This window comes from Kushneria sp. Sum13 (genome assembly GCF_052692355.1).
In genome coordinates, this window is the sequence record NZ_CP199847.1 from 1,423,825 (window position 1) to 1,445,762 (window position 21,938).

A 21,938-nucleotide genomic window follows, 5' to 3' on the forward strand; every position below is an offset into this window, starting at 1 on the left:
ACATGTCGGATCATCTTTCATCTCATGATAAAAACGATCAGGACGTGGATCTTGGCGCCCTGCGTGATCGCATTGACACGCTGGACCAGCAGATTCTTGATCTGATCAGCGACCGTGCCGCCTGCGCCCAGCAGGTCGCGCACGTCAAGCTGGCTGAAGACCCTGAAGCGGTGTTCTATCGTCCCGAACGCGAAGCCCAGGTGCTCAAGCGCATCATGGCGCTCAACAAGGGCCCGCTGCCCGGTGAGGAAATGGCACGCCTGTTTCGGGAAATCATGTCGGCCTGTCTGGCGCTGGAAAAGCCGGTGCGTGCTGCCTATCTCGGCCCGGAGGGCACCTTTACCCAGCAGGCCGCGCTCAAGCATTTCGGTGACAGTGCCGTGTGCAAACCGCTGCCGGCCATTGATGAAGTCTTTCGTGAGGTCGAAGCGGGCGCGGCCAACTATGGCGTGGTGCCGGTCGAGAACTCGACCGAGGGCGTGGTCAATCACACGCTGGACTCCTTCATGGACACCTCGCTGCGGATCTGCGGGGAGGTGGTGCTGCGCATTCATCACCATCTGCTGGTCGGTAGCAATACGCGCCGGGACAAGGTGTCCCGCATCTATTCCCACTCGCAGTCACTGGCACAGTGTCGCAAGTGGCTTGATGCCCATTATCCGCATGCCGAGCGCGTGGCCGTATCCTCCAATGCCGAGGCGGCTCGCCGGGTCAAGAGCGAATGGCATACTGCCGCCATCGCCGGTGACATGGCCGCGCGGCTTTACGGCCTTGAGCGCCTTGAAGAAAAAATCGAGGACATGCCGGACAACTCGACGCGCTTTTTGATCATCGGCAACCACGATGTGCCGCCCAGCGGTGAAGACAAGACCTCACTGGTGGCTGCCATGCGCAACCAGCCCGGCGCCCTGCATGATCTGCTGGAGCCTTTCCACCGCCATCATGTCGACATGACGCGTCTTGAAAGCCGGCCTTCACGGCATGGCCTCTGGAACTACGTCTTCTTCATTGATTTCAAGGGGCATCAGGAAGAGCCACGGGTACAGGCTGCGTTGGAAGAGGTTCGTCAGCGGGCTGCCGATGTGCGGGTACTGGGATCCTATCCGGTGGGTGTGATTTGAACGAGCGGGCCATTTCAGGAGCGCCGGGCGTACTGTCGGAAGAGTCCGGCATTCTGGTGATCGGATTGGGGTTGATCGGCGGTTCGCTGCTGGCGGCCCTGCGCGCTGCCGGCTATGCGGGACGCTGCTACGGCGTTGATCTTAACCCCAATGAGGTCGCCCTTGGGCGGCGCATGGGGCTGATCGATGACGGCGGTCCGGACGCGGCGGCATTTTTGCCGCATGTCTCACTGATCGTGCTGGCCGTGCCGGTCATGGCCATTGCGCCGGTCATGGCCCAGCTGAGTCAGCTGCGCCGTCACGGGCAGGTCGTGACCGATGTGGGCAGTACCAAGTCAGCCATTCGTGATCAGATTCGCTCTGCTCTGGGGCGGGTGCCGAGCTGGCTGGTGCTGGGTCATCCCATTGCTGGGGCAGAAAAAAGCGGCGTCGAAGCGGCCAACCCAACGCTTTATCAACGTCATCGTGTCATTCTCACACCCGAGTCGGATACCGACCCACAGGCACTGCATCGTATCGAGCATCTATGGCAGGCCTGTGGTGCGCACATCGAGCGTTTGACGGTCGAGCGTCACGATGAGGTGCTGGCACGTACCAGTCATTTGCCGCACCTGCTGGCATTTTCACTGGTTGATACGCTGGCACGTCAGGATGATCGGCTCGACATCTTTCGCTACGCCGCTGGTGGTTTTCGCGATTTTACCCGTATTGCCGGGAGTGACCCGGTGATGTGGCGCGACATTTATCTGGCCAATCGGGAAGCGGTCCTTCAGGCGCTTTCGGAATTCGAGGCCGGAGTCAGCGAACTGCGTGCTGCCGTGGCCGGTGGCGACGGCGATGCCATGCTCGGCATCTTTTCCCGCGCGAGTCACGCGCGACATTATTTCGACAGATTACTCAGCCAGAAGAGCTATCAGGTCATGGAAACCAGAAACGTTGTGTACCGTGCAAGCGCCGGCGGTCAGGTCAGGGGCACCATTCGAGTCCCCGGCGACAAGTCGATGTCGCATCGCTCCATCATGCTGGGCGCACTGGCAGATGGCGTGACCACCGTAGAGGGCTTTCTTGAAGGCGAGGACAGTCTGGCCACGCTTCAGGCCTTTCGTGAAATGGGTGTGGCCATCGAAGGCCCTCAGGCCGGTCGCGTGGTCATTCACGGTGTTGGCCTGCACGGACTGAAACAGCCAAAGGGGGCGCTGTATCTGGGCAATTCCGGGACCAGCATGCGTTTGTTTGCAGGGCTCATGGCCGGCCAGGCGTTTGACGTCACACTGACCGGAGATGATTCGCTCAACCGACGTCCGATGGGGCGGGTAGCGGATCCGCTTCGGCTGATGGGAGCGGTCATCGATACCGGAGAGGGCGGACGACCGCCGCTGACAGTGCGTGGAGGGCAGCCTCTTGCCGGTATTGACTATGATCTCCCCATGGCCAGTGCTCAGGTCAAGTCCTGTCTGCTGCTGGCCGGCATGTATGCTACCGGCGAGACCCATGTGCGCGAACCGGCGCCGACCCGCGATCATACCGAGCGCATGCTGACCGCCTTTGGTTACCCGGTGAGCCGTCATGATGATGTCGCCCACATCGCAGGTGGTGGCAGCCTCACGGGTGGGTTCATTGATGTGCCGGCGGACATCTCTTCTGCGGCGTTTTTCCTGGTGGCCGCCTCCATTACACCCGGGGCGGATCTCACCCTGGAGCATGTCGGGATCAATCCCACCCGCATCGGGGTTATCAACATCCTGCGGGAGATGGGCGCCAGCATCGAGCTGCTCAATGAGCGCGGGGTCAGCGGCGAACCGGTTGCCGATATACGGGTACGTCATGCCGAATTGCACGGTATCGATATTCCGGTGGATCAGGTGCCGCTGGCCATTGATGAGTTTCCTGTGCTCTTTATCGCTGCCGCCAATGCGAGCGGCACCACACGCCTTCGCGATGCGCTCGAGCTGCGGGTCAAGGAGTCCGACCGGATCAAGGCCATGGCCGACGGTCTGGACGTGCTGGGTGTGGTCAATACCGTAGTGGAAGATGGCATCGACATCGTCGGTGGTCGCTACCATGGCGGCGAAGTCGAAAGCCTGGGCGATCATCGCATTGCCATGGCCTTCACGGTGGCGGCTCTGCGTGCCGAAGGTGATATCACCATTCGTGACTGCGCCAATGTGGCCACATCGTTTCCCAACTTTCCTGCACTGGCCGGCGAGGTCGGCATGCAGGTCGAGGCTGTTTCGGAGGGCGCATGAGTCAGCAGGCCAATGCGGCGGTCATCGCCATCGACGGCCCGGGTGGGGCCGGCAAGGGGACCATCAGTCGACTGGTGGCCCAGGACCTGGGCTGGCACCTGCTGGATTCCGGCGCGCTTTACCGGCTGACGGCGCTGGCGGCCATGCGTCGTGATATCGACATGACCGATGCCCCCGCGCTTGAATCGGTGGCACGTGCGCTGGACGTGACGTTTGTCAGTGAAAACGAACACACCCGTATCATGCTGGAAGGGGAGGATGTCAGCGCCGACATTCGCAATGAGCATGTCGGCGGACGTGCCTCGCAGGTGGCAGCGATTACCGGCGTGCGTGACGCCTTGCTGGCCCGACAGCGTGAATTTGCCAAAACACCGGGCCTGGTGGCCGATGGTCGCGACATGGGGACGGTGGTGTTTCCCGAGGCCCCGCTCAAGATATTTTTGACGGCCAGTGCCGAGGAGCGGGCAAGAAGACGGCATGACCAGTTGCGACAGGCCGGCCAACATGCTAGCCTTTCGAGCCTTTTAAAGGAGATAGAGGCTCGGGACGCGCGTGACATGCAGCGAACAGTAGCGCCATTAAAGCCTGCTGAAGATGCTGTCACCATCGACACGACCGAGCTTTCGATCCCGGATGTCGTGGCACACATTGAAGCACTTCTCTCCCTGCGTGGTTTGAAAAGCACGCAATGAGCGCCTGAATTTCCGGAGGCCCCGGCAAGACGTCATGGGGTGGCAGCGGTCAACATCTGTAAACCCTGCCACGTCTAACCAGCGTTAACGTCCCCGGGGAGTTTGTCATTGGCCCGCGCTTGCTGGTGGCGTGGAGAATGCAGCCGTCCTGGTTGCTTTTTGTTGATCACTATAGGAATACCATGAGCGAAAGCTTTGCAGAACTGTTTGAACAGTCTCTTCAGGACATCAACATGGAACCCGGTGCCATTGTCATGGCGACCGTGGTAGACATTGAAGGTGACTGGATCACTGTCAACGCCGGGCTGAAATCCGAAGGGCAGATCCCTGCGGCACAGTTTCGTAGCGACAATGGTGAACTGACCATCAAGGTCGGCGATGAAGTCAAGGTTGCGCTGGAAGCCGTGGAAGACGGTTTCGGTGAGACGCGCCTGTCTCGCGAAAAGGCCAAGCGTGCCGAAGCCTGGAAAGAGCTGGAAGCAGCCTTCGAGGAAAACGAAGTCGTCAAGGGCGTGATCAACGGAAAGGTCAAGGGCGGTTTCACCGTCGATGTCAATTCCATCCGTGCCTTCCTCCCGGGCTCGCTCGTCGATGTCCGTCCGGTTCGCGACACCGCGCACCTGGAGAACAAGGAACTCGACTTCAAGGTCATCAAGCTTGATGCGAAGCGCAACAACGTTGTCGTTTCCCGTCGTGCCGTGCTTGAAGCCGAAAACAGTGCCGAGCGTGAAGCGCTGCTCGCGACACTGCAGGAAGGCCAGCAGATCAATGGTATCGTCAAGAACCTGACCGATTACGGCGCCTTTGTTGATCTGGGCGGCGTTGATGGCCTGCTCCACATCACCGATATGGCCTGGAAGCGTATCAAGCATCCGAGCGAAATCGTGGCCGTGGGCGACGAGATCAATGTCAAGGTGCTGAAGTTTGACCGTGAGCGCAATCGCGTATCGCTGGGTCTGAAGCAGCTGGGCGAAGATCCGTGGGTCAATATCAAGAATCGTTACCCCGAAGGCACCAAGGTCAACGCACGCGTGACCAATCTGACCGACTACGGCTGCTTTGCCGAGCTGGAAGAAGGTGTTGAAGGTCTGGTTCACGTCTCCGAAATGGACTGGACCAACAAGAACATCCATCCGTCCAAGGTGGTTCAGGTCGGTGATGATGTTGAAGTCATGGTGCTGGATATCGACGAAGAACGTCGTCGTATCTCGCTGGGCATCAAGCAGTGCACCTCCAATCCGTGGGAAGACTTCAGCTCGCGCTTTGCCAAGGGCGATCGTGTCTCCGGTACCATCAAGTCGATCACTGACTTCGGTATCTTCATTGGTCTGGACGGCAGCATCGACGGTCTGGTGCACCTCTCTGACATCTCCTGGAACGAAACCGGCGAAGAAGCTGTTCGTCGCTATCGCAAGGGTGAAGAAGCCGAGGCGGTCATCCTGTCGATCGATCCGGAACGTGAGCGCATCTCGCTGGGTATCAAGCAGCTTGAAAGCGATCCGATGTCCGAGTACCTGGCGGTCAACGACAAGGGCGCACTCGTGTCCGGTCGTGTGACTGAAGTCGATGCCCGTGAAGCCTACGTGGAACTGGCAACTGACGTTATCGCCGTGCTCAAGGCCTCCGAGATCAGCAGCGACCGCGTTGAAGATGCACGTACCGTGATCAATGAAGGCGATAGCGTCGAAGCGCGCATCGTTGGCGTTGATCGCAAGAACCGCGTTATCAACCTGTCCATCCGCGCCAAGGATCAGGACGACACGCGTCAGAACATGCGCAACATGCGTGAGCAGGAGACCGAGACTTCCGGTCCGACCACTATCGGTGACCTGATCAAGCAGCAGATGAATCAGGACTGATAGCCCGCTCCCGGCCATCCGCTGGATGGCCGCAGAGGTCTGTTCAGATATATAAATGACATTGTCGTCAGCAACATCAACCCTGCTGGCGACAACGTTAAAATCACGGATTCAATCGCCCCTGATCATTCAGGGAGACGGAGGTAGCATGCAGGTCGTCAGCTCACTCAAGTCAGCCAAGACTCGCCACAAGGATTGCCAGGTCGTTAAGCGCCGTGGTCGCGTTTACGTTATCTGCAAGACCAACCCGCGTTTCAAGGCAGTCCAGGGCCGTCCGAAGCCCAAGCGTTAATGCCTCTGGCATGATCGAATACCCTCGGGTATCGACGCAAAAAGGCCCCCAATGCCTCATTGGGGGCCTTTTTTTATGGCGATATCATATGCTTTCAGAGACGTAAAAAAGCCCATCCGGAAGATGGGCCTTTCTGTCTTTCTCCATCCTGATGTTACATCTCAGGGAGGGGCAGTACGATCTGCCTGAGCCCTCAGCGCTGGTCGCTGCGGTTGTCGATGGTCTTGCGATAGTGATCGATAAAGGGCTTTTCTGCCTTGTCGATGCGGTCCATGCCGGACACCACTCGATGCCAGTAGGGGTACTGGGGCGCCGGTCGGGTGGCCGCTTCAATGCGATCGATGTCGTCCTGATCGAGGGTCATCTCGGCCGCGGCCAGATCATCCTTGAGATGCGTTTCATTGCGCGCGCCGATAATCAGCGACGTCACGCCCGGACGATCCTTGAGCCAGGCAAGGCAGGTGCGGGGGATCGAGGCGTTGTGTTTTTCGCCGATCTCGGCCAGAAGCTCGATAATGTCATAGGCACGTTCCATGTCATGGATGTAGGGCTCGGGCCAGCCGTTGCCCTGACGCGTACCTTCCGGTGCCTTTTGACCACGGCGCAGCTTGCCGTTAAAGACACCTTCGCCCAATGGGCCCCACACCAGCGTGCCGACATTCTGATCGATCGCCAGCGGCATCAGCTCATATTCCGCCTCGCGTGATTCGGGCGTGTAATAGATCTGCTGGCTGATCGGCGGCATCAGGTTGTGCAGTTCGGCCTTGCCGATGGTTTTCATCATCTGCCAGCCGGTAAAGTTGGAGGTGCCGTAATAGCGAATCTTGCCGCTTTGCACCAGATGGTCGAGCGCGTAAAGCATCTCTTCAACCGGGGTCACGCCGTCCCAGTTGTGCATCTGATAAAGATCGATGCGATCGGTGCCAAGACGCTTGAGGCTCGCCTCGCAGGCATTGATCAAGTGATAGCGCGAGAACCCGCTGTGATTCGGGTTATCGCTCATCGGGCTTCTCGCCTTGCTGGCCAGAATGATGTCGTTACGCTTGTCGCCAAGGGCTCGACCGACCAGCTCTTCGGCTTCTCCCTTTGAATAGAGATCTGCCGTGTCGATCAAATTGACGCCGGCATCCAGTGCCATATCAAACTGGCGTCGTGCGCCATCAACATCGACACTGGCGGCCTTTTCAAAGCCACCGCTGCCACCGAAGGGAACGGTCCCAAGCACTATTTCAGAGACCAGCAGGCCGGAGTGGCCAAGCGGACGATATTTCATGTGAAAGCTTCCCTGTTTTCCGAACAAGATCATCAAGTGATGGATCAGGACACAAGCCTGGCAGACCAGCTCGAAGCAACAAGTCGAAAATGGTTCGCATGACAGAAGAGAGGATTCGGGCGTTGGAGAAAAAGCCATCAGGCGCGTGAACATCGCCCCCATGCGGGTTTGAGTGGCGCTGCCCCTGGATTGCCGCCGACCGTTCAGCGCGCCGCCGTCTATTACGCGCTTACAGAAAACAACACGGTATCGACACCGGTGGGATAAAAAAATCGCCATCACCAGAGCCGGTGATGGCGATCATTGGACAGATGGCTCTGAGGTTTTAGAGATCTTCTTCCGTCACATCCTCGGGTGACAGTCGCAGACCGCCGGCCGGCAGGGGATGGCTGTCCAGGCGCGGACCGTCCGCTGTAAGCTTGAGGCGACCCTGCATGAACCAGCGCACCGTCATCGGGTAGATCACGTGTTCACGTGTGAGTACCCGTTCTGCCAGCGCTGCCTCATCGTCATCAGGGGCCACGGTGACGGCCGCCTGTACGGCGACAGGGCCGCCATCCAGCTCGTCGGTGACGAAATGGACGCTGGCGCCGTGCTCCGACACCCCGTCGGCCAGCGCGCGTGCATGCGTATTCAGACCGCGATACGCCGGCAGCAGGGAAGGGTGAATATTGAGCATGCGGCCATGATAGCGCTGGACAAACGCAGGCGTCAGGATGCGCATGAAGCCGGCCAGCACGATCAGATCCGGCGCGTGTCGATCGATGACCTTGACCAGTGCCGCATCAAAGGCTTCGCGAGAGTCATACTCGTGATGGGGTAGCACCACGGCCGGAATGCCTGCTTCGCGTGCCCGTACCAGCCCGTAGGCATCGCCACGATTGGAGATGACAGCCGCGATCTCACCGCCCAGCTCATCATGCGCTTCGGCGTCAATCAACGCCTGCAGGTTGCTGCCGCTACCCGAGATCAGAACAACCAGCCGCTGGCGATCAGGCTGTTCGGGCTGAAAGTCCTGATCAAAAGTTTCGCTGTCGGACATTGAATTCCCTGCCTGATTACTGACGCGCGTTTTCAAGGACAACGTTTGGCTGTGTTTCGCCCGAGCGGCTGACATGTCCCAGCCGGTACACGGTTTCTCCCGTGCTTTCCAGAAAGGTCTCGGCCTGCTCGGCGTGGCTGGCCGGAACGACCACCACCATACCGATGCCGCAGTTGAGGACGCGATGCATCTCGGTCTCGTCGATATTGCCTTCGCGCTGCAGCCAGTCAAAGACGGCCGGGCGTGGCCAGGCCTGCGCATCGATATGAACGCTGGTGTTGTCCGGCAAAACGCGAGGAATGTTCTCGAGCAGGCCGCCACCGGTAATATGAGAAAGTGCATGTACGGTGATGTCGCTGTCATGCAGCATGGCCAGCAGCGATTTGACGTAGATGCGGGTCGGCGCCATCAGGGCCTCGCTCAGGGTCTGGCCATCATCGAGTCGGGTATCGGGTGCTGCACCGCTGCGCTCGAGCACCCGACGAATCAACGAATAGCCATTGGAGTGGGGGCCGCTGGAGGCCAGGCCCAGTACCACGTCACCTTCGCCGACTTTCGAGCCATCCAGGATTTCCGATTTTTCAACAATGCCAACGCAAAACCCGGCCAGATCGTAATCGGAGCCGTCATACATGCCCGGCATTTCGGCCGTTTCGCCACCCACCAGCGCACACCCGGCCTGGCGACATCCCTCGCCGATGCCCGTGACCACATCGGCGGCCATCTCGACATCGAGTTTGCCGGTGGCGTAATAGTCGAGAAAGAACAGCGGTTCAGCGCCGGCAACCACCAGGTCATTGACGCACATGGCCACCAGATCGATGCCAATGGTGTCGTGACGTCCCAGATCCATGGCCAGCCTGAGCTTGGTGCCGACGCCGTCGGTGCCGGAGACCAGTACCGGTTCACGATAGCCGCTGGGAAGCTGACACAGCGCGCCAAAACCGCCAAGCCCACCCATTACTTCCGGTCGCGTTGTACTTTTGGCGACATGCTTGATGCGTTCGACCAGCGCATTACCGGCGTCGATATCAACACCGGCATCCTTGTAGGAGAGGGAGTCACGAGACGAAGGCTCGGTCATGTTGGGGTCCTGTCACTGAAAATGAGACGGGGTTCCGGCCGGGGCCAGAGCGATAATCAAGAAGGACGGCATTGTACCATCGGCCATGACCAATCGCATCGCAACTGCAGCCACAGGATGGGGCCGTGCTGATAGGCTGCCCCGAATTGTCGGGTTCATGATAATGTGACTGCTGTTCCCCTTGTTTTGAGCATGGACGCCGTAATGAGTCCGGATACCCTACAGCTCCCGCTAGGTGTTGGTGCGCGTGATGATGTCACGTTCGCCGGCTTCTGGCCGGGTGCCAATGCAGGCCTTGTCACCCATCTGCGTCATCAACTTGATGACAGCGGCGAGCAGTTTATTTACCTCTGGGGAGCTTCCGGCAGCGGCCGTACCCATCTGCTTCAGGCCGCGTGCCTTGAGGCCAGCGATCGAGGCGCCAGAGCGCTGTATCTGCCACTCAATGACCTGGGGCACTTTCCACCGCACATGCTGGAAGATCTCGAGGCGCTCGATCTGATCGCCATTGACGACCTTGAGCGCGTGATCGGCCGCAGGCGCTGGGAAGAGGCGCTTTTTCACTGTTTCAATCGCCTTCGGGATGCCAACTGCCGCCTGATTATTGCCGCTCAGGCGTCACCCCGTGCCTTGCCGGTGGCCCTGCCGGATCTGGCGTCAAGACTGGGGTGGGGGATGACCTTTCATCTGCAGCCGCTGAGCGATGAGGACCGGCTGGAAGTATTGCGTCTACGGGCCCATCAGCGTGGCATGCAGCTTCCCGATGAGGTCGCTCGTTATCTGCTCCATCGTGGCCCGCGCCGGCTGGGGGACATGCTGGCACTGCTGACCCGGCTCGACAGCGCATCGCTTTCGGCGCAGCGTCGGCTGACCATTCCCTTTGTTAAACGGGCCCTTGACTGGTAAGACAGGTTCTTGACCGGCAAACGCGCCGGTTTGATGCGCCACGATACCTGGCAGTTCCCTCATGACCGGCTATACTTCAAATCATCATTTCTGGTTTCCTGTTCACCGCCCGTTTTCCCGGGCGGTTTTTTATTGCCCGAATCATTTGTGACGTCATTTCCGATCACGTTATTCATGCTTGCGTGGCCTTCATATCTGCATGGCAGAGGTCGTGAAGCGTTCTGACGCAGGTTTCAGGCATGACCTGTCTGCTACAGGCACAAAAAAACCGGCTCCAGAGGAGCCGGTTTTTTATGGCCATTGTACTTTGGCCATTGTACTTGAGCAGTGATCAGCGACGTGTGATCAGCGCGCCCAGTACAAAGCCGACGGTTGCCGCGATGGCCAGCGCACCAACCGGCTGCTTGACCGTGAATTCGCGCGCATTGTCGACGACTTCACCATACTGGGACTGTACCTGACCTGCAGCGCTGCGCAGGCGGCCTTCGGTGCGGTGCTCGTTATCATCGGTAAAGTCACCATAGGCTTCCTGCGCCTTGCCCACTGCGTTTTTGGTTTCGCCTTCAATCTGATTCTTGAACATGGTGTCCTGACTCCGATGTGTGGATGAACCTTGTACTTCCTTAAAGTTATCTCATGTTGGCCATTTCGCCAGAATTATCTGCATTTCGGCATCACAAAATTGTCACATGAAGAAAGCATGACAGGGCCGACTGTATGTGAGGCGTCACGTAATAATGCCGACGGTCAGGGCGCCAGAAGATAGCCGCTGCGACGGCTTTCATGGCCGGCCAGATCCGCCACGATCATGCCGGCAGTGGCCATGCGCCGCTGGCTTCTGGCATAGATCATGCCGTCCTGCGAGGCACGAACCTCATGGACCACGTCGCTGATCGGGTCGATCACCTCGGCCACCAGCTGGCCGCTGACCACCTGATCACCGGGATGGGCGTGAAAGACCAGCAGTCCGCCTTCGGGCGCCGTGAGAAACTCCATGGCCGACAGTGGCGTGGCCGGGAAGGGCAGCAGTGGCAGGGACGGTGCTTCGCCATGGATCAGCCCAAGCTGCATCATCCAGTCAACGATGGCGCGGCTGTCGTGATCACTCAGATCATGATCAACGTCGTCCTGGCCGCGAAGCTCCAGAGTAATGGACTGCGTGCCATAGCCGATCGGGAAGCGATCATTAAACCCCTCGCGCAGCTGCTCCCAGACCAGCGTAAAGCACTCGTCAAAGGACTGGCCGCCGGAATCGGTGGCCAGCATGCTTGCCTGAGCGCCGAAATAGCGCGCCAGGGGTTCGAACGTCGGCCAGGCGGCCGGGGTCGTGTACAAATGCGCCACCGCATTGAAATCACAGTGTAGATCCAGCACATAATCGGCCTGACAGGCCAGACGCTGCAAAGTCAGCTGCAGCGACTCAAGGGCATTGGCCGGTGATTTATCTTCCAGTGCGGCCAGAAAACGTTCCCTGATAAGGCAGGTATTATCAGCTTCCTCATCGCCCAGCACCGCTTCCAGATCCTCGGCAATGACGGCCGTCATGTCCGCATAGTGGCGGTTGAAGTTTTTCAGCGTTTCCAGCTCATAGCGCCCCAGCGGTACATCCATCAGCTGCTGGGTCAGCCCGATGGGATTGGCGACCGGCACGATGCACACGCGTGCGTGTAAAAGCCCGGCGGCTTCCAATTCTGCCATGTGCTGCTTGAGTTTCCAGGCCACCAGCATGCCCGGCAACTCATCGGCATGCAGGGATGCCTGGATGTAGACGCTGCGGCCGCTGTCCTGCGGGCCGTAATGAAAGCTGTGTAGCTGAGTGACGGTGCCGGGCACGGCCGACTTCAGTTCATGAATGCGATGTTCCACGATATTGTCCGGAGGCCTTTTTCATGAAGGTGGCGCCGGGCGCCACCCGATACAGGGAGTGAATACCGCAAAATCGGTGGGCTCAGGGTTTGGCGCTGTCCGGTGGCGTGGACAGGTCATAGTCAAAATACTGCTGCATCAGCTTGTCAAAGGTGCCATCGGCGTAGACATCGCGAATGGCCTGATTGAAGGTTTCGGCCAGCGCCTTGTCTCGCGTTCGAAAGGCCATGGCAGCGCCGCTGCCAAAAATGCGCTTGGGCGTACTGATCTCAGGACCAATCTGTTTGAACGGACTGTCATCATCGCGAAAGTCGATGCTTTCCATTGCCAGCGGATAGTCCTCGAAGGCCAGATCCAGTCGGCCGTTTTCAAGGTCGTTCTCAACGTCCTGAGAGGAGCCATAGCGGCGAATGTCGAGCACATCGCCGTACATTTCGGTGACATACACATCGCGAATGGAGCCACGCTGTACCCCTACGCTCAACCCCTTGAGGCTGTCATGATCCTCAATGTTGATATCGCGGTCACGGGCCGTAATCCAGATGCTGGGCGTGTTGTAATAGGGAATCGAAAAGAGCACCTGACGCTCGCGCTCGGGCGTGATGGCCATGGAAGACAGGATCGCGTCGTACTTGCGCGCCATCAGCCCGGGGATAATGCCGTCCCAGGGCTGCTCGACCCAGCTGCAGTCGAGTTTGGCGCGCTTGCAGAGTTCGTTGCCCAGATCGATCTCGAACCCTTCAAGCTGCCCATTGGGCGCGCGATACACGAAGGGTTCATAGGGCACATCGATGGCCAGTTTAACGTTGTCCGGGGTTTTGGCCATGGCGCCACCCGAGATCAGCAGCGTGGCCATACAGGTGGCGCTTAACAGTCGTTTCATTGTCGTTGTCCTTGTCTTCAAGTCGATACCATTGTCGACATGAGGAGCGAGTGTATACCCGCCGTGACAGGGCGCAACAGTGCAGGGCCACATCTCTCGCCACCGGCCCGGGCACGCTGATATTATGGATGCATGAACAGTACTCCTGCCTTCACCTCATCCGGCGATGCTCCCCTGTTGAGCGTTGCGGATTCGCTCAACGACCCGCGCTATTATCTGGTCAATTTTGACAACGTACTGACCTGGGTCAGCGAGCGTTACGACGATCTGCTTGATACAGATGAGCGTGACTTCATTGCACGTTTTCAGGCGCTGCCCGTGCCTTCAAGGGCGCTGCTGGTACGCATGGTCATGCGCAAGGGCGAGCATTTTCGCATCGATCGTCTCGCTTACGACGAGATCGGGGAGACCCGGGCCGCGCTTGCCCCGTTGGTCGAGCACGCGCTGGTGGACGTCCGTCCCGGCCTGACGCTGGATCAGCTTTTCAATCTCTTCACACGAGACGAGCTGGTAGACATGTTTCGTGACCATCTTGCCAAGCCCCGTGATCGCAAGGCGCTCTTGAAAGAGGCCTTGGTGAAAGAGGGCCTGGTGCCGGCGTTTGACAAACCATTGAGGCTCGAGGAATGGCACGCAGCGGCAGGACAGCCCTTACCGGCAAACGTGGTGCGCCTGACCGTTATGGCCGTGTGTGAGCGTCTTCGCCTGATGTTTTTTGGCAACCTGCGCCAGCAGTTTTCCGAGTTCGTGCTGGCGGATCAGGGCATCTATCGTTTTGAAGTGGTGCCCTTCACACCTGAGTCCCGCGCGTTTCAAAGACGCGAGGACATCGAGCGCTACTGGCAGATTCATGATTGTCGGGAACGTTTCGATGCCGGCCACGACATGGATGCGGTGCTGGCAGCATTGCTGGTGCGCCTTGAGGACAGCCTTTGGCTGGAGGCCCGCCGAGGGCGGGTCATTTATGCCATTGCACGACACTGTGAGCGTCAGGGAGAGCTTGCGCGCGCCGCCGGGCTTTACGCGCAAAGTGGCCACGGCGAGGCGCGTATTCGTCACATACGGGTGCTGGAGCGGCTGGCGGAACATGAACAGGCGCTGGCGCTGTGCACTGCGGCGCAACAGGCGCCGACCAGTGAAGCCGAGCGTCAACAGGCCGCCCGTATTCAGCCACGCCTGCATCGCGCTCTGGGCCTAGAAAAGCCTCCGAGCGAGGCAGAAACCTCTGCCAGACGGTGTGATCTGATCCTGCCACGCAGTGGCTGCGTGGAGCGTGCCGTTCGTGAGCATCTGGATTCGCCGGAGGCGCCAGTGTTTTATGTCGAAAACACGCTGATCAATGCGCTCTTTGGCCTGCTGTGCTGGGAGGCCATCTTTTCCCCGCTGCCGGGGGCGTTTTTTCACCCGTTCCAGAGTGGCCCTGCCGACCTGATGCGCCCGGAATTTTATCCGCAGCGCGAGCAGCACTTCAGGCGCTGTCTGGCGCGGCTTGAAGAGGGCTCCTGGCGCGAGATTATTGTGCAGCGCTACCGTGAGAAACAGGGCATTCAGTCGCCTTTTGTGCACTGGGGCGCGCTGGATGATCAATTGCTGGCACTGTCGCTGGAATGCCTGCCGCCGGCGCATTTGCGTGCCTGGTTTGAACGGCTTTTGACCGATATTCGCGCCAATCGCGCCGGCATGCCGGATCTGATTCGCTTTTACCCGCATGCGCCTGAAGGCACGCTTGGCTATGAAATGATCGAGGTGAAAGGCCCGGGGGATCGGCTGCAGGACAATCAAAAGCGCTGGATTGCCTTTTGTGCGCAGCACGATATGCCGGTCACGGTCTGTCATGTGCGCTGGGGCGATGACGAGGGCACGACTTGAGCACAGAGGATGCCATCGCAGCATCAAACGGCGACGACTCGCCGCGCTATCGGGTGGCGGTGCGGGCACTCTGTGAATTTACTGCGCGCGCGGGTGACCTTGATCTGCGGTTTACGCCGGCACCTACTGCGCAGCAGGGCATTGCCGGTCACCAGGTGGTGGCCTCGCGTCGGGGCGAGCACTACGAGCATGAAGTGACGCTGGAAGGCCGCTATGGCGCACTGGTCGTACGGGGGCGCGCCGATGGCTATGACCCGGTGCGCCAGCGGCTGGAGGAGGTGAAGACTCGTCGCGGCGATATTGAGGCCATGCCGGCCAATCAGCGGGCGCTGCACTGGGCGCAGGCGAAGGTCTACGCGGCGCTGATGTGCCGCGAGCGGGCGCTTGAGACAATCGAAGTCGCGCTGGTCTATTTCGATATCGAGCACCAGCAGGAAAGCGTGCTGGTCGAGACGATGGCACGCCCTGCGCTGGAGGCCTTTTTCGTCGCTCAGTGTGAACGCTTCATTGACTGGGCCGAGCAGGAACTGGCGCATGAGGCGGCCCGGTCACGGGCGCTTTCGCAGCTCGCCTTTCCGCACGCCGATTTTCGTCCCGGGCAGCGCGCGCTGGCCGAGAGCGTGTTCAAGGCGATCAGTACCCGGCGCGATCTGATGCTGCAGGCGCCCACCGGCATTGGCAAGACACTGGGCACGCTCTTCCCCGCCCTCAAGGCCATGCCGGGTCAGCGCCTTGATCGTCTTTTCTTTCTTACCGCTCGCACTACCGGGCGCCGACTGGCGCTGGAGGCGCTGACCACCCTGGGCATGGCAGCTGCCCGGAAGGAAAAGGCTGCCCATAAAGACGAGTCTAATCATGAGGACGAGGCGCCCTATGAGAAGGAGGGCAGTGCCCCGGGCGTTCGAACCCTGGAGCTGATCGCGCGCGACAAGGCCTGCGAGCACCCGGAGCTTGCCTGTCACGGCGAGAGCTGCCCGCTGGCCAGCGGCTTTTATGACCGACTGCCTGCTGCGCGCCAGGCCGCCGTACTACAGGGCTGGCTGGATCATGCCAGTCTCAGGGCGGTCGCGCTGTCCCATCGCGTCTGCCCTTATTATCTGGGGCAGGAGATGGCGCACTGGTGTGACGTTGTGATCGGTGACGTCAATTACTGGTTCGATACCAGCGCCATGCTCTACGCCCTGACGCGACAGCATCAGTGGCGGGTCAGCCTGCTCATTGATGAAGCCCACAATCTCGTCGAGCGTGGGCGCGCCATGTACGGCGCCGAGTTTGATCAGGGCCGTTTTGCGGCGGCCCGGCGCGATGCCCCGGCGGTACTCAAGCGCCCGCTGGATCGGCTGTGGCGCCAGTGGAAGGCGCTGCTGCGAGAACATGATGGTGATTACGTGTGCCTGGAGGCACCCCCGCGCAAGCTCTTCAACGCGCTTTCGCAGTTTGTCACAAGCGTTGGAGATCTGATGGTCGACACGCCGATCGGCATTGAAAGCGCGCTACTGGACGCCTGGTTTGATGCCATGCAGATCGGGCGTATCGCCGAACTGGCCGGCGAGATTGATCCCGGTCACTACCTGTTCGATATCGAACGGCGCGGGCGCAGCGCGACGCTGTCACTGCGTAATGTGGTGCCGGCGCCACTGCTGGCACCGCGCTTTGAGGCCGCCCATGCCGCCATCCTGTTTTCTGCCACGCTCTCCCCGGGGCATTACTACCGTGATCAGCTGGGGCTTGCCGCCACGACGCCATGGCTCGAGATGGCCTCGCCTTTCGAGGCCGGGCAGCTCGAGGTCCATCTGGCCGGGCATATCTCCACGCGCTATCGCGATCGCCGTGCATCCCTTGTGCCCATTGCCGAACTGATGGCATGCCAGTTTCACCAGCGCCCCGGCAACTACCTGGCCTTTTTCAGCAGCTTTGACTATCTCGAGCAGGTCAGTGAAGCGCTGGCCAACCATGCCCCCGACGTCCCGCAGTGGTCACAGGCCCGGCGCATGTCGGAGCCCGAGCGTGACGCCTTTCTGGCGCGCTTTACGATGACAGGGCAGGGCATCGGCTTTGCCGTGCTGGGTGGGATATTTGGTGAAGGCATTGATCTGCCCGGCGACCGGTTGATCGGTGCCTTTGTGGCCACCCTTGGGCTTTCGCAGTTCAATCCGGTCAACGAGCAGATGAAGGCGCGCATGGAGACGCTGTTCGGCGATGGCTATCGCTACGCCTACCTGTATCCCGGCATGACGCGGGTCGTGCAGGCCGCCGGTCGCGTGATTCGCTCGCCCGAGGATCGGGGCGTCATTCATCTTATTGATGATCGTTTTCGACGCGGCGACATTCAGACCCTCTTTCCGAGCTGGTGGGCATTACCGGTGGAGCACACGACCTGATACGCGCCGCCCTTCATTGAAAAGCGGCGCTCAAGCGCCCACTTAAGGACACATTGTTTCTGTCGATGTGACGCGCAGCTCTTGTTTCTGATGAATGTCAGGGCGAGATCAGCGGGCCATGTCAAGTCGACTGCGCTACGCTCAACAGCATATTGATTCATGACGTGACACATCGCGGTGTCTTCGAGCTGCGGTGTCGTCCGGCACTCCGGGATACTCACATGGCACGGTTAAATCATTACAGCAAGGCAGATCACGCCATCGACTGGCAGCTCGATAGCGTGGTGCATTCACTCCGGGATGCCCGCGAGCAGTGGCGCGCCGATCATGGTCGGACCAATGAGTCCGGCGGGCGCAGTCTGCCCTCGCGTGAAATCATCAACGAGGTGGTCGAAGCCGTGATCGGGGCGGTATTTCCCATGCGGCTGGGACCCTCCAATCTGCGTCATCACAGCGAAGACTACTTTGTCGGCTATACGCTGGATGCCGCGCTCAATGCGCTGCTCGATCAGGTGTTGCTCGAGCTGGATCATACGGCCATGCGTCGTGGCGAAGCCCCGCAGGATCACTCCGATCAGGCCGTCACCATCGTGCGGGATTTCGGCGCCATGCTGCCGACCATTCGCCACTGGCTGGATATCGACATCATGGCCGCCTATCGCGGCGACCCCGCAGCACGCAGCGTGGATGAAGTGCTGCTGTGCTATCCGGGCATCACCGCCATCATCTATCACCGGCTGGCGCATCAGCTCTACTCGACCGGCGCACCGCTGCTGGCTCGAATGGTGTCCGAGGCGGCGCACTCGGCCACGGGCATCGATATTCATCCCGGTGCGAGCATCGGCTCGGGCTTTTTTATTGATCACGGCACCGGCGTGGTTATTGGTGAAACCGCCATCATTGGTGATCGGGTGCGCATCTATCAGGCGGTTACCCTGGGCGCCAAGCGGTTCCCGGCCGATGAAAACGGTCAGCTGGAGAAAGGCCATGCTCGCCACCCGATCGTGGAAAACGATGTGGTCATCTACGCAGGCGCGACAATTCTGGGGCGTGTCACCATCGGTCATGACTCGATCATCGGCGGCAACGTGTGGCTGACCCGAAGTGTTGAACCGCACAGCAACGTCTCTCAGGCCAGTCTGCAGAAATCGCCCTGCTGAATTTTATACCGTTATCTTGAGCGGATGGAGTAAATAGCCGGGGAAGGCAGGTAGCCTGGTATGGATTGGTATCGGAAAGGCTTCATGATCGGACGCCGCTTCGTGGCGTCCGGAGATATAACACCCATGCACCCTCAACAGGAGGCACGATGAAACGCTTTGACGGCAAGGTGGTCATGGTCACTGGCGCAGGTTCGGGCATCGGTGAGGCGACAGCGCGTCGTTTTGCCAGCGAAGGTGCGAAAGTGGTGCTGATCGGTCGCACAAGAGAGAAGCTGGCGCGGGTAGCCGACAGCCTTGAGGGCGAGACGCTGGTACTTGACGCAGACGTCTCTGACGGCGATGCCATGAATCGACTGGTGGCCGATGTCATCGATCGATTCGGCCGGCTTGATGTTCTGGTCAATAATGCCGGTGTCGCGCCGGGTGGGAGAGTGCACGAGGCCGACATCGATGACTGGAAGCAGGTCATGAGCATTAATGTGGATGGCGTGTTTTACGCCAGCCGTGCAGCGCTTCCGGAGCTTTTGAAAACGAAGGGGTGCATCGTCAATGTCTCTTCCGTTTCAGGGCTGGGCGGTGATTGGGGCATGAGCCTGTATAACGCCTCCAAGGGAGCGGTCAGTAATCTGACGCGCGCCATGGCGCTTGACTACGGAGAAGAGGGCGTACGCATTAATGCGGTATGCCCCAGCATCACCAAAAGTGATCTGACCGACAGCATTACCGGTAATGACGATCTGATGAAGAAATTTGCCGACCGCCTGCCGCTGGGCCGAGCGGCCGAAGCCGAGGAAGTCGGTGACGTCATCGTCTTTCTGGCAAGCCATGATGCGCGCTTTGTCAACGGCGTGAACCTGCCGGTTGATGGCGGCCTTATGGCTTCCAACGGCCAGCCGCGTCTGACCTGATCGCGCGATGGTCACTCAGCGTCTACACTTGCGCCCTTTACGCAAGGACATGAGTGCAGGAAAGGACAGAAGAGGCCTGTTTCAAATCAGTATTTGTCATGGACTTGGCTTTGCCCTTTACGACCCTCATATTCGTACTGATAACGGCAGCAGGGCACAGGGCTGGTGGAACACTGGGTGATCAGCCTGGTTGGCACTGTCACAATACTTTTCATAAATGAAGTGAGGTTACGACATGGATATCGTCAGAATTATTTTTGCTATTTTGCTGCCGCCAGTGGGCGTTTTTCTTCAGGTTGGCTTGGGTTTACAATTCTGGGTCAACATCCTGTTGACACTGCTGGGCTATATTCCAGGCATCATTCACGCCATCTGGATTATTGCGCGTCGTTGAAATCGATCGATCTATTTTCAAAACGCTGATTTTAAAGAGGGAAGGCCTGTAAGGGCCTTTCCTTTTTTAATAAGCTGAACGCGAATGTTAGCGCTAACAGATTGTCATGCAAAGTCAACACCCATGTTCTACATACAAGGTTCAATGACACATCGTATAGTGGTGGGATAGATATGATGTATGACAAATTGACGCCAGCCATGCCGTTCCCCATAGCCACGGTATTTTCCATCCGATAGGCGTCCGACCGCTGGTAGGTCGCCAACCTCCCATTTGACATGGCTACTTTCTGCCCAGCGTAACGGGAACAGCGCTGTCCGGCGAAATGTTTTGATTACTCACCGAAAGGAGAGCATGCCATGTCGATCAGATTATCCCTGAACCCTGTTCACTGTCTTCAGGCCGCGGCTGTGGTTGGCGTACTGGCCGGCATGACACTGCCGGCACATGCTGATAACTGGCGTGGCTGGAACGTTCACCCACAGGGCTATCCCAACAGCGTGGCGCTCGACAGCTTCGTCAAGGAAGTGACCGAGAACACGGACGGGCGTATCAAGGCAAAGGTCTTTCACAACGGTGTGCTGGGCGACCAGCCTGACGCCATTGAGCAGACCCGCAGTGGCGCGCTGAATTTTGCCAATTTCAATATGGGGCCGATGGGGCCGATCGTGCCGGAAACCGACGTGTTGTCGCTGCCGTTTTTGTTCAAGGACATTGATGCCATGCACAAGGTCATGGACGGCGAGATCGGCCAGCGTTTTGCCGATGCGCTGGAAAAGAAAAATCTGGTGGCACTGTCCTGGTTCGATTCGGGCGCCCGCAGCGTCTACAACACCAAGCGGCCCATCAATGAGCCCGAAGACATGCAGGGGCTCAAGGTTCGCGTCATGAACAATGACCTCTACGTCGAAATGATTGATGCGCTCGGCGGCAATGCCACGCCCATGGCGTATGGCGAGGTCTATCAGTCCCTGAAGACCGGTGTGCTTGATGGAGCCGAGAACAATTTCCCCTCCTATGAATCCAGCGGTCATGACGAGATCGCGAAATATTACTCCGAGACCGAGCACCTGATCCTCCCCGAGTGCCTGTGTATTGCCAAGCGCAGCTGGGACAAACTGTCCGATCAGGATCAGGAAATTGTGCGTCAGGCCGCAGTGGATGCCGCCGCGCTCCAGCGAAAGCTCTGGGCGGAAGGTTCCAAAAAGAGTCGTGAAGACGTCCTCGCGGCCGGCGTGAAAATCAATGAAGTAGACAAGCCGGCCTTCCAGGCAAAAATGGAGCCGATCTACGCCGCCTTCGTCAAAAAACATCCCGATCTTGAGCCGTTGCTCAACGATATTCGCAACGCACAGTAAAACAACCACCGCGAAAGGTACGCTTTACTGTTTACAGTGAAGCGTGCTCGGGAGTGTACGCACCATGGATAGTTCTACCGATCAGATCAGGGACATACCCGAAGATCATCCGCGCACGGGCGTGACGGGACGTGCACTCGATGGGCTGGCCCATCTATGCATCATGGTCTCGGGTGTACTGCTGGTGTTTTTGATCGTCTCTTTTGGCTGGCTGGTCTTTGGCCGTTACGTACTCAATAACACGCCGACCTGGGTCGAGCAGTCATCACTGGTCATCGTGGTATATATCACCTGTCTGGGGGCCGCTGCCGGCGTGCGTCACAACACGCATCTGAGCATTGACATGGTGCGCGAGGCCCTGCCGGCGATTCCGCGAGTGATCATGTGCCACCTTGCGGATCTTTTCGTCCTTGTCTTCGGCGGATTCATGGCCTGGCAGGGAACCAATCTGGTGCTGGACAACACCACCAGAGCCATTCCCATGATCGGGTTGACGGAAAGCTGGCGGGCTGCGCCTCTGGCCATTTGCGGTGTGTTGATGGTGCTGTTTGCCGGCGCCAACATCGTCGAGCGCCTTACCCATAAAACAAGGGTGTAAACG

The 21,938-nt window shown here is 59.1% G+C and carries 19 protein-coding genes; 13 read left to right on the plus strand and 6 right to left on the minus strand.

What is annotated here, in order from left to right; genetic code table 11:
* The first annotated feature begins 2 nt into the window (after positions 1-2).
* The 5 genes from pheA to ykgO all read left to right on the plus strand — a co-directional run bounded on the left by pheA (position 3) and on the right by ykgO (position 6,210).
* The gene (gene pheA, locus ACUN8C_RS06690) at positions 3-1,121 is read left to right on the plus strand and encodes a prephenate dehydratase (RefSeq protein ID WP_445621463.1); all 1,119 of its coding nucleotides are present in this window, start codon (positions 3-5) and stop codon (positions 1,119-1,121) included.
* Complete coding sequence (locus tag ACUN8C_RS06695; protein WP_445621464.1) at positions 1,118-3,367, plus strand: bifunctional prephenate dehydrogenase/3-phosphoshikimate 1-carboxyvinyltransferase; 2,250 nt, start codon at positions 1,118-1,120, stop codon at positions 3,365-3,367. The genes pheA and ACUN8C_RS06695 overlap by 4 nt, the downstream gene beginning before the upstream one ends.
* On the plus strand, positions 3,364-4,059 hold the full coding sequence (cmk, locus tag ACUN8C_RS06700; protein WP_445621465.1) for a (d)CMP kinase: 696 nt from the start codon (positions 3,364-3,366) through the stop codon (positions 4,057-4,059). The genes ACUN8C_RS06695 and cmk overlap by 4 nt, the downstream gene beginning before the upstream one ends.
* Positions 4,060-4,241: 182 nt before the next feature.
* Positions 4,242-5,918 (plus strand): 30S ribosomal protein S1, encoded by a 1,677-nt coding sequence (gene rpsA / locus ACUN8C_RS06705; protein ID WP_108843993.1) that lies wholly within the window; start codon positions 4,242-4,244, stop codon positions 5,916-5,918.
* Positions 5,919-6,066: 148 nt separating this feature from the next.
* Positions 6,067-6,210, plus strand: coding sequence for a type B 50S ribosomal protein L36 (gene ykgO / locus ACUN8C_RS06710; protein WP_086623079.1), 144 nt, complete (start codon positions 6,067-6,069; stop codon positions 6,208-6,210).
* A gap of 193 nt (positions 6,211-6,403) precedes the next feature.
* Here the strand turns inward: ykgO and ACUN8C_RS06715 are convergent, their stop codons facing one another.
* The 3 genes from ACUN8C_RS06715 to purM all read right to left on the minus strand — a co-directional run bounded on the left by ACUN8C_RS06715 (position 6,404) and on the right by purM (position 9,609).
* Complete coding sequence (locus tag ACUN8C_RS06715) at positions 6,404-7,483, minus strand: aldo/keto reductase (protein WP_445621466.1); 1,080 nt, start codon at positions 7,481-7,483, stop codon at positions 6,404-6,406.
* 325 nt (positions 7,484-7,808) lie between these two features.
* A complete protein-coding gene (gene purN, locus ACUN8C_RS06720) occupies positions 7,809-8,525 on the minus strand; it encodes a phosphoribosylglycinamide formyltransferase (RefSeq protein ID WP_445621467.1) in 717 nt (238 codons plus the stop codon).
* 16 nt (positions 8,526-8,541) lie between these two features.
* The gene (purM, locus tag ACUN8C_RS06725; RefSeq protein WP_445621468.1) at positions 8,542-9,609 is read right to left on the minus strand and encodes a phosphoribosylformylglycinamidine cyclo-ligase; all 1,068 of its coding nucleotides are present in this window, start codon (positions 9,607-9,609) and stop codon (positions 8,542-8,544) included.
* A gap of 204 nt (positions 9,610-9,813) precedes the next feature.
* Here purM and hda point away from each other — a divergent pair, with 204 nt between their 5' ends.
* Positions 9,814-10,515: a DnaA regulatory inactivator Hda gene (hda, locus tag ACUN8C_RS06730; RefSeq protein WP_445621469.1), complete on the plus strand. Its 702-nt coding sequence runs from the start codon at positions 9,814-9,816 to the stop codon at positions 10,513-10,515.
* 331 nt (positions 10,516-10,846) lie between these two features.
* Here hda and ACUN8C_RS06735 read toward each other — a convergent pair whose 3' ends face one another.
* The 3 genes from ACUN8C_RS06735 to ACUN8C_RS06745 all read right to left on the minus strand — a co-directional run bounded on the left by ACUN8C_RS06735 (position 10,847) and on the right by ACUN8C_RS06745 (position 13,264).
* Positions 10,847-11,098: a CsbD family protein gene (locus ACUN8C_RS06735; RefSeq protein WP_108843796.1), complete on the minus strand. Its 252-nt coding sequence runs from the start codon at positions 11,096-11,098 to the stop codon at positions 10,847-10,849.
* 164 nt (positions 11,099-11,262) lie between these two features.
* The gene (locus ACUN8C_RS06740; RefSeq protein WP_445621470.1) at positions 11,263-12,381 is read right to left on the minus strand and encodes a succinylglutamate desuccinylase/aspartoacylase family protein; all 1,119 of its coding nucleotides are present in this window, start codon (positions 12,379-12,381) and stop codon (positions 11,263-11,265) included.
* A gap of 82 nt (positions 12,382-12,463) precedes the next feature.
* Positions 12,464-13,264, minus strand: coding sequence for a transporter substrate-binding domain-containing protein (locus ACUN8C_RS06745; RefSeq protein ID WP_445621471.1), 801 nt, complete (start codon positions 13,262-13,264; stop codon positions 12,464-12,466).
* Between the two features lie 132 nt (positions 13,265-13,396).
* On the opposite strand from ACUN8C_RS06745, the gene ACUN8C_RS06750 reads away from it, so the two are divergent.
* The 7 genes from ACUN8C_RS06750 to ACUN8C_RS06780 all read left to right on the plus strand — a co-directional run bounded on the left by ACUN8C_RS06750 (position 13,397) and on the right by ACUN8C_RS06780 (position 21,935).
* On the plus strand, positions 13,397-15,133 hold the full coding sequence (locus ACUN8C_RS06750; protein ID WP_445621472.1) for a VRR-NUC domain-containing protein: 1,737 nt from the start codon (positions 13,397-13,399) through the stop codon (positions 15,131-15,133).
* The gene (locus ACUN8C_RS06755) at positions 15,130-17,514 is read left to right on the plus strand and encodes a helicase C-terminal domain-containing protein (protein ID WP_445621473.1); all 2,385 of its coding nucleotides are present in this window, start codon (positions 15,130-15,132) and stop codon (positions 17,512-17,514) included. The genes ACUN8C_RS06750 and ACUN8C_RS06755 overlap by 4 nt, the downstream gene beginning before the upstream one ends.
* A 221-nt stretch (positions 17,515-17,735) precedes the next feature.
* On the plus strand, positions 17,736-18,674 hold the full coding sequence (epsC, locus tag ACUN8C_RS06760; protein ID WP_445621474.1) for a serine O-acetyltransferase EpsC: 939 nt from the start codon (positions 17,736-17,738) through the stop codon (positions 18,672-18,674).
* 149 nt (positions 18,675-18,823) lie between these two features.
* The gene (locus ACUN8C_RS06765; protein WP_445621475.1) at positions 18,824-19,585 is read left to right on the plus strand and encodes an SDR family NAD(P)-dependent oxidoreductase; all 762 of its coding nucleotides are present in this window, start codon (positions 18,824-18,826) and stop codon (positions 19,583-19,585) included.
* Between the two features lie 235 nt (positions 19,586-19,820).
* Positions 19,821-19,979 carry a YqaE/Pmp3 family membrane protein gene (locus tag ACUN8C_RS06770; protein ID WP_108843789.1) on the plus strand — a complete coding sequence of 53 codons (159 nt, stop codon included), beginning with the start codon at positions 19,821-19,823 and terminating at the stop codon, positions 19,977-19,979.
* Positions 19,980-20,338: 359 nt separating this feature from the next.
* Positions 20,339-21,337, plus strand: a complete 999-nt coding sequence (locus tag ACUN8C_RS06775) for a TRAP transporter substrate-binding protein (RefSeq protein ID WP_445621476.1) — start codon at positions 20,339-20,341, stop codon at positions 21,335-21,337.
* 64 nt (positions 21,338-21,401) lie between these two features.
* Positions 21,402-21,935 (plus strand): TRAP transporter small permease, encoded by a 534-nt coding sequence (locus tag ACUN8C_RS06780; protein ID WP_445621477.1) that lies wholly within the window; start codon positions 21,402-21,404, stop codon positions 21,933-21,935.
* Positions 21,936-21,938 lie beyond the last annotated feature (3 nt).

Excerpts from the sequence above, each read along its gene's own strand:
- pheA (WP_445621463.1), top strand. The coding sequence starts at position 3 with ATGTCGGATCATCTTTCATCTCATGATAAAAACGATCAGGACGTGGAT.
- cmk (WP_445621465.1), top strand. The coding sequence starts at position 3,364 with ATGAGTCAGCAGGCCAATGCGGCGGTCATCGCCATCGACGGCCCGGGT.
- rpsA (WP_108843993.1), top strand. The coding sequence starts at position 4,242 with ATGAGCGAAAGCTTTGCAGAACTGTTTGAACAGTCTCTTCAGGACATC.
- ykgO (WP_086623079.1), top strand. The coding sequence starts at position 6,067 with ATGCAGGTCGTCAGCTCACTCAAGTCAGCCAAGACTCGCCACAAGGAT.
- ACUN8C_RS06715 (WP_445621466.1), bottom strand. The coding sequence starts at position 7,483 with ATGAAATATCGTCCGCTTGGCCACTCCGGCCTGCTGGTCTCTGAAATA.
- purN (WP_445621467.1), bottom strand. The coding sequence starts at position 8,525 with ATGTCCGACAGCGAAACTTTTGATCAGGACTTTCAGCCCGAACAGCCT.
- purM (WP_445621468.1), bottom strand. The coding sequence starts at position 9,609 with ATGACCGAGCCTTCGTCTCGTGACTCCCTCTCCTACAAGGATGCCGGT.
- hda (WP_445621469.1), top strand. The coding sequence starts at position 9,814 with ATGAGTCCGGATACCCTACAGCTCCCGCTAGGTGTTGGTGCGCGTGAT.
- ACUN8C_RS06735 (WP_108843796.1), bottom strand. The coding sequence starts at position 11,098 with ATGTTCAAGAATCAGATTGAAGGCGAAACCAAAAACGCAGTGGGCAAG.
- ACUN8C_RS06745 (WP_445621471.1), bottom strand. The coding sequence starts at position 13,264 with ATGAAACGACTGTTAAGCGCCACCTGTATGGCCACGCTGCTGATCTCG.
- ACUN8C_RS06750 (WP_445621472.1), top strand. The coding sequence starts at position 13,397 with ATGAACAGTACTCCTGCCTTCACCTCATCCGGCGATGCTCCCCTGTTG.
- epsC (WP_445621474.1), top strand. The coding sequence starts at position 17,736 with ATGGCACGGTTAAATCATTACAGCAAGGCAGATCACGCCATCGACTGG.
- ACUN8C_RS06765 (WP_445621475.1), top strand. The coding sequence starts at position 18,824 with ATGAAACGCTTTGACGGCAAGGTGGTCATGGTCACTGGCGCAGGTTCG.
- ACUN8C_RS06770 (WP_108843789.1), top strand. The coding sequence starts at position 19,821 with ATGGATATCGTCAGAATTATTTTTGCTATTTTGCTGCCGCCAGTGGGC.
- ACUN8C_RS06775 (WP_445621476.1), top strand. The coding sequence starts at position 20,339 with ATGTCGATCAGATTATCCCTGAACCCTGTTCACTGTCTTCAGGCCGCG.
- ACUN8C_RS06780 (WP_445621477.1), top strand. The coding sequence starts at position 21,402 with ATGGATAGTTCTACCGATCAGATCAGGGACATACCCGAAGATCATCCG.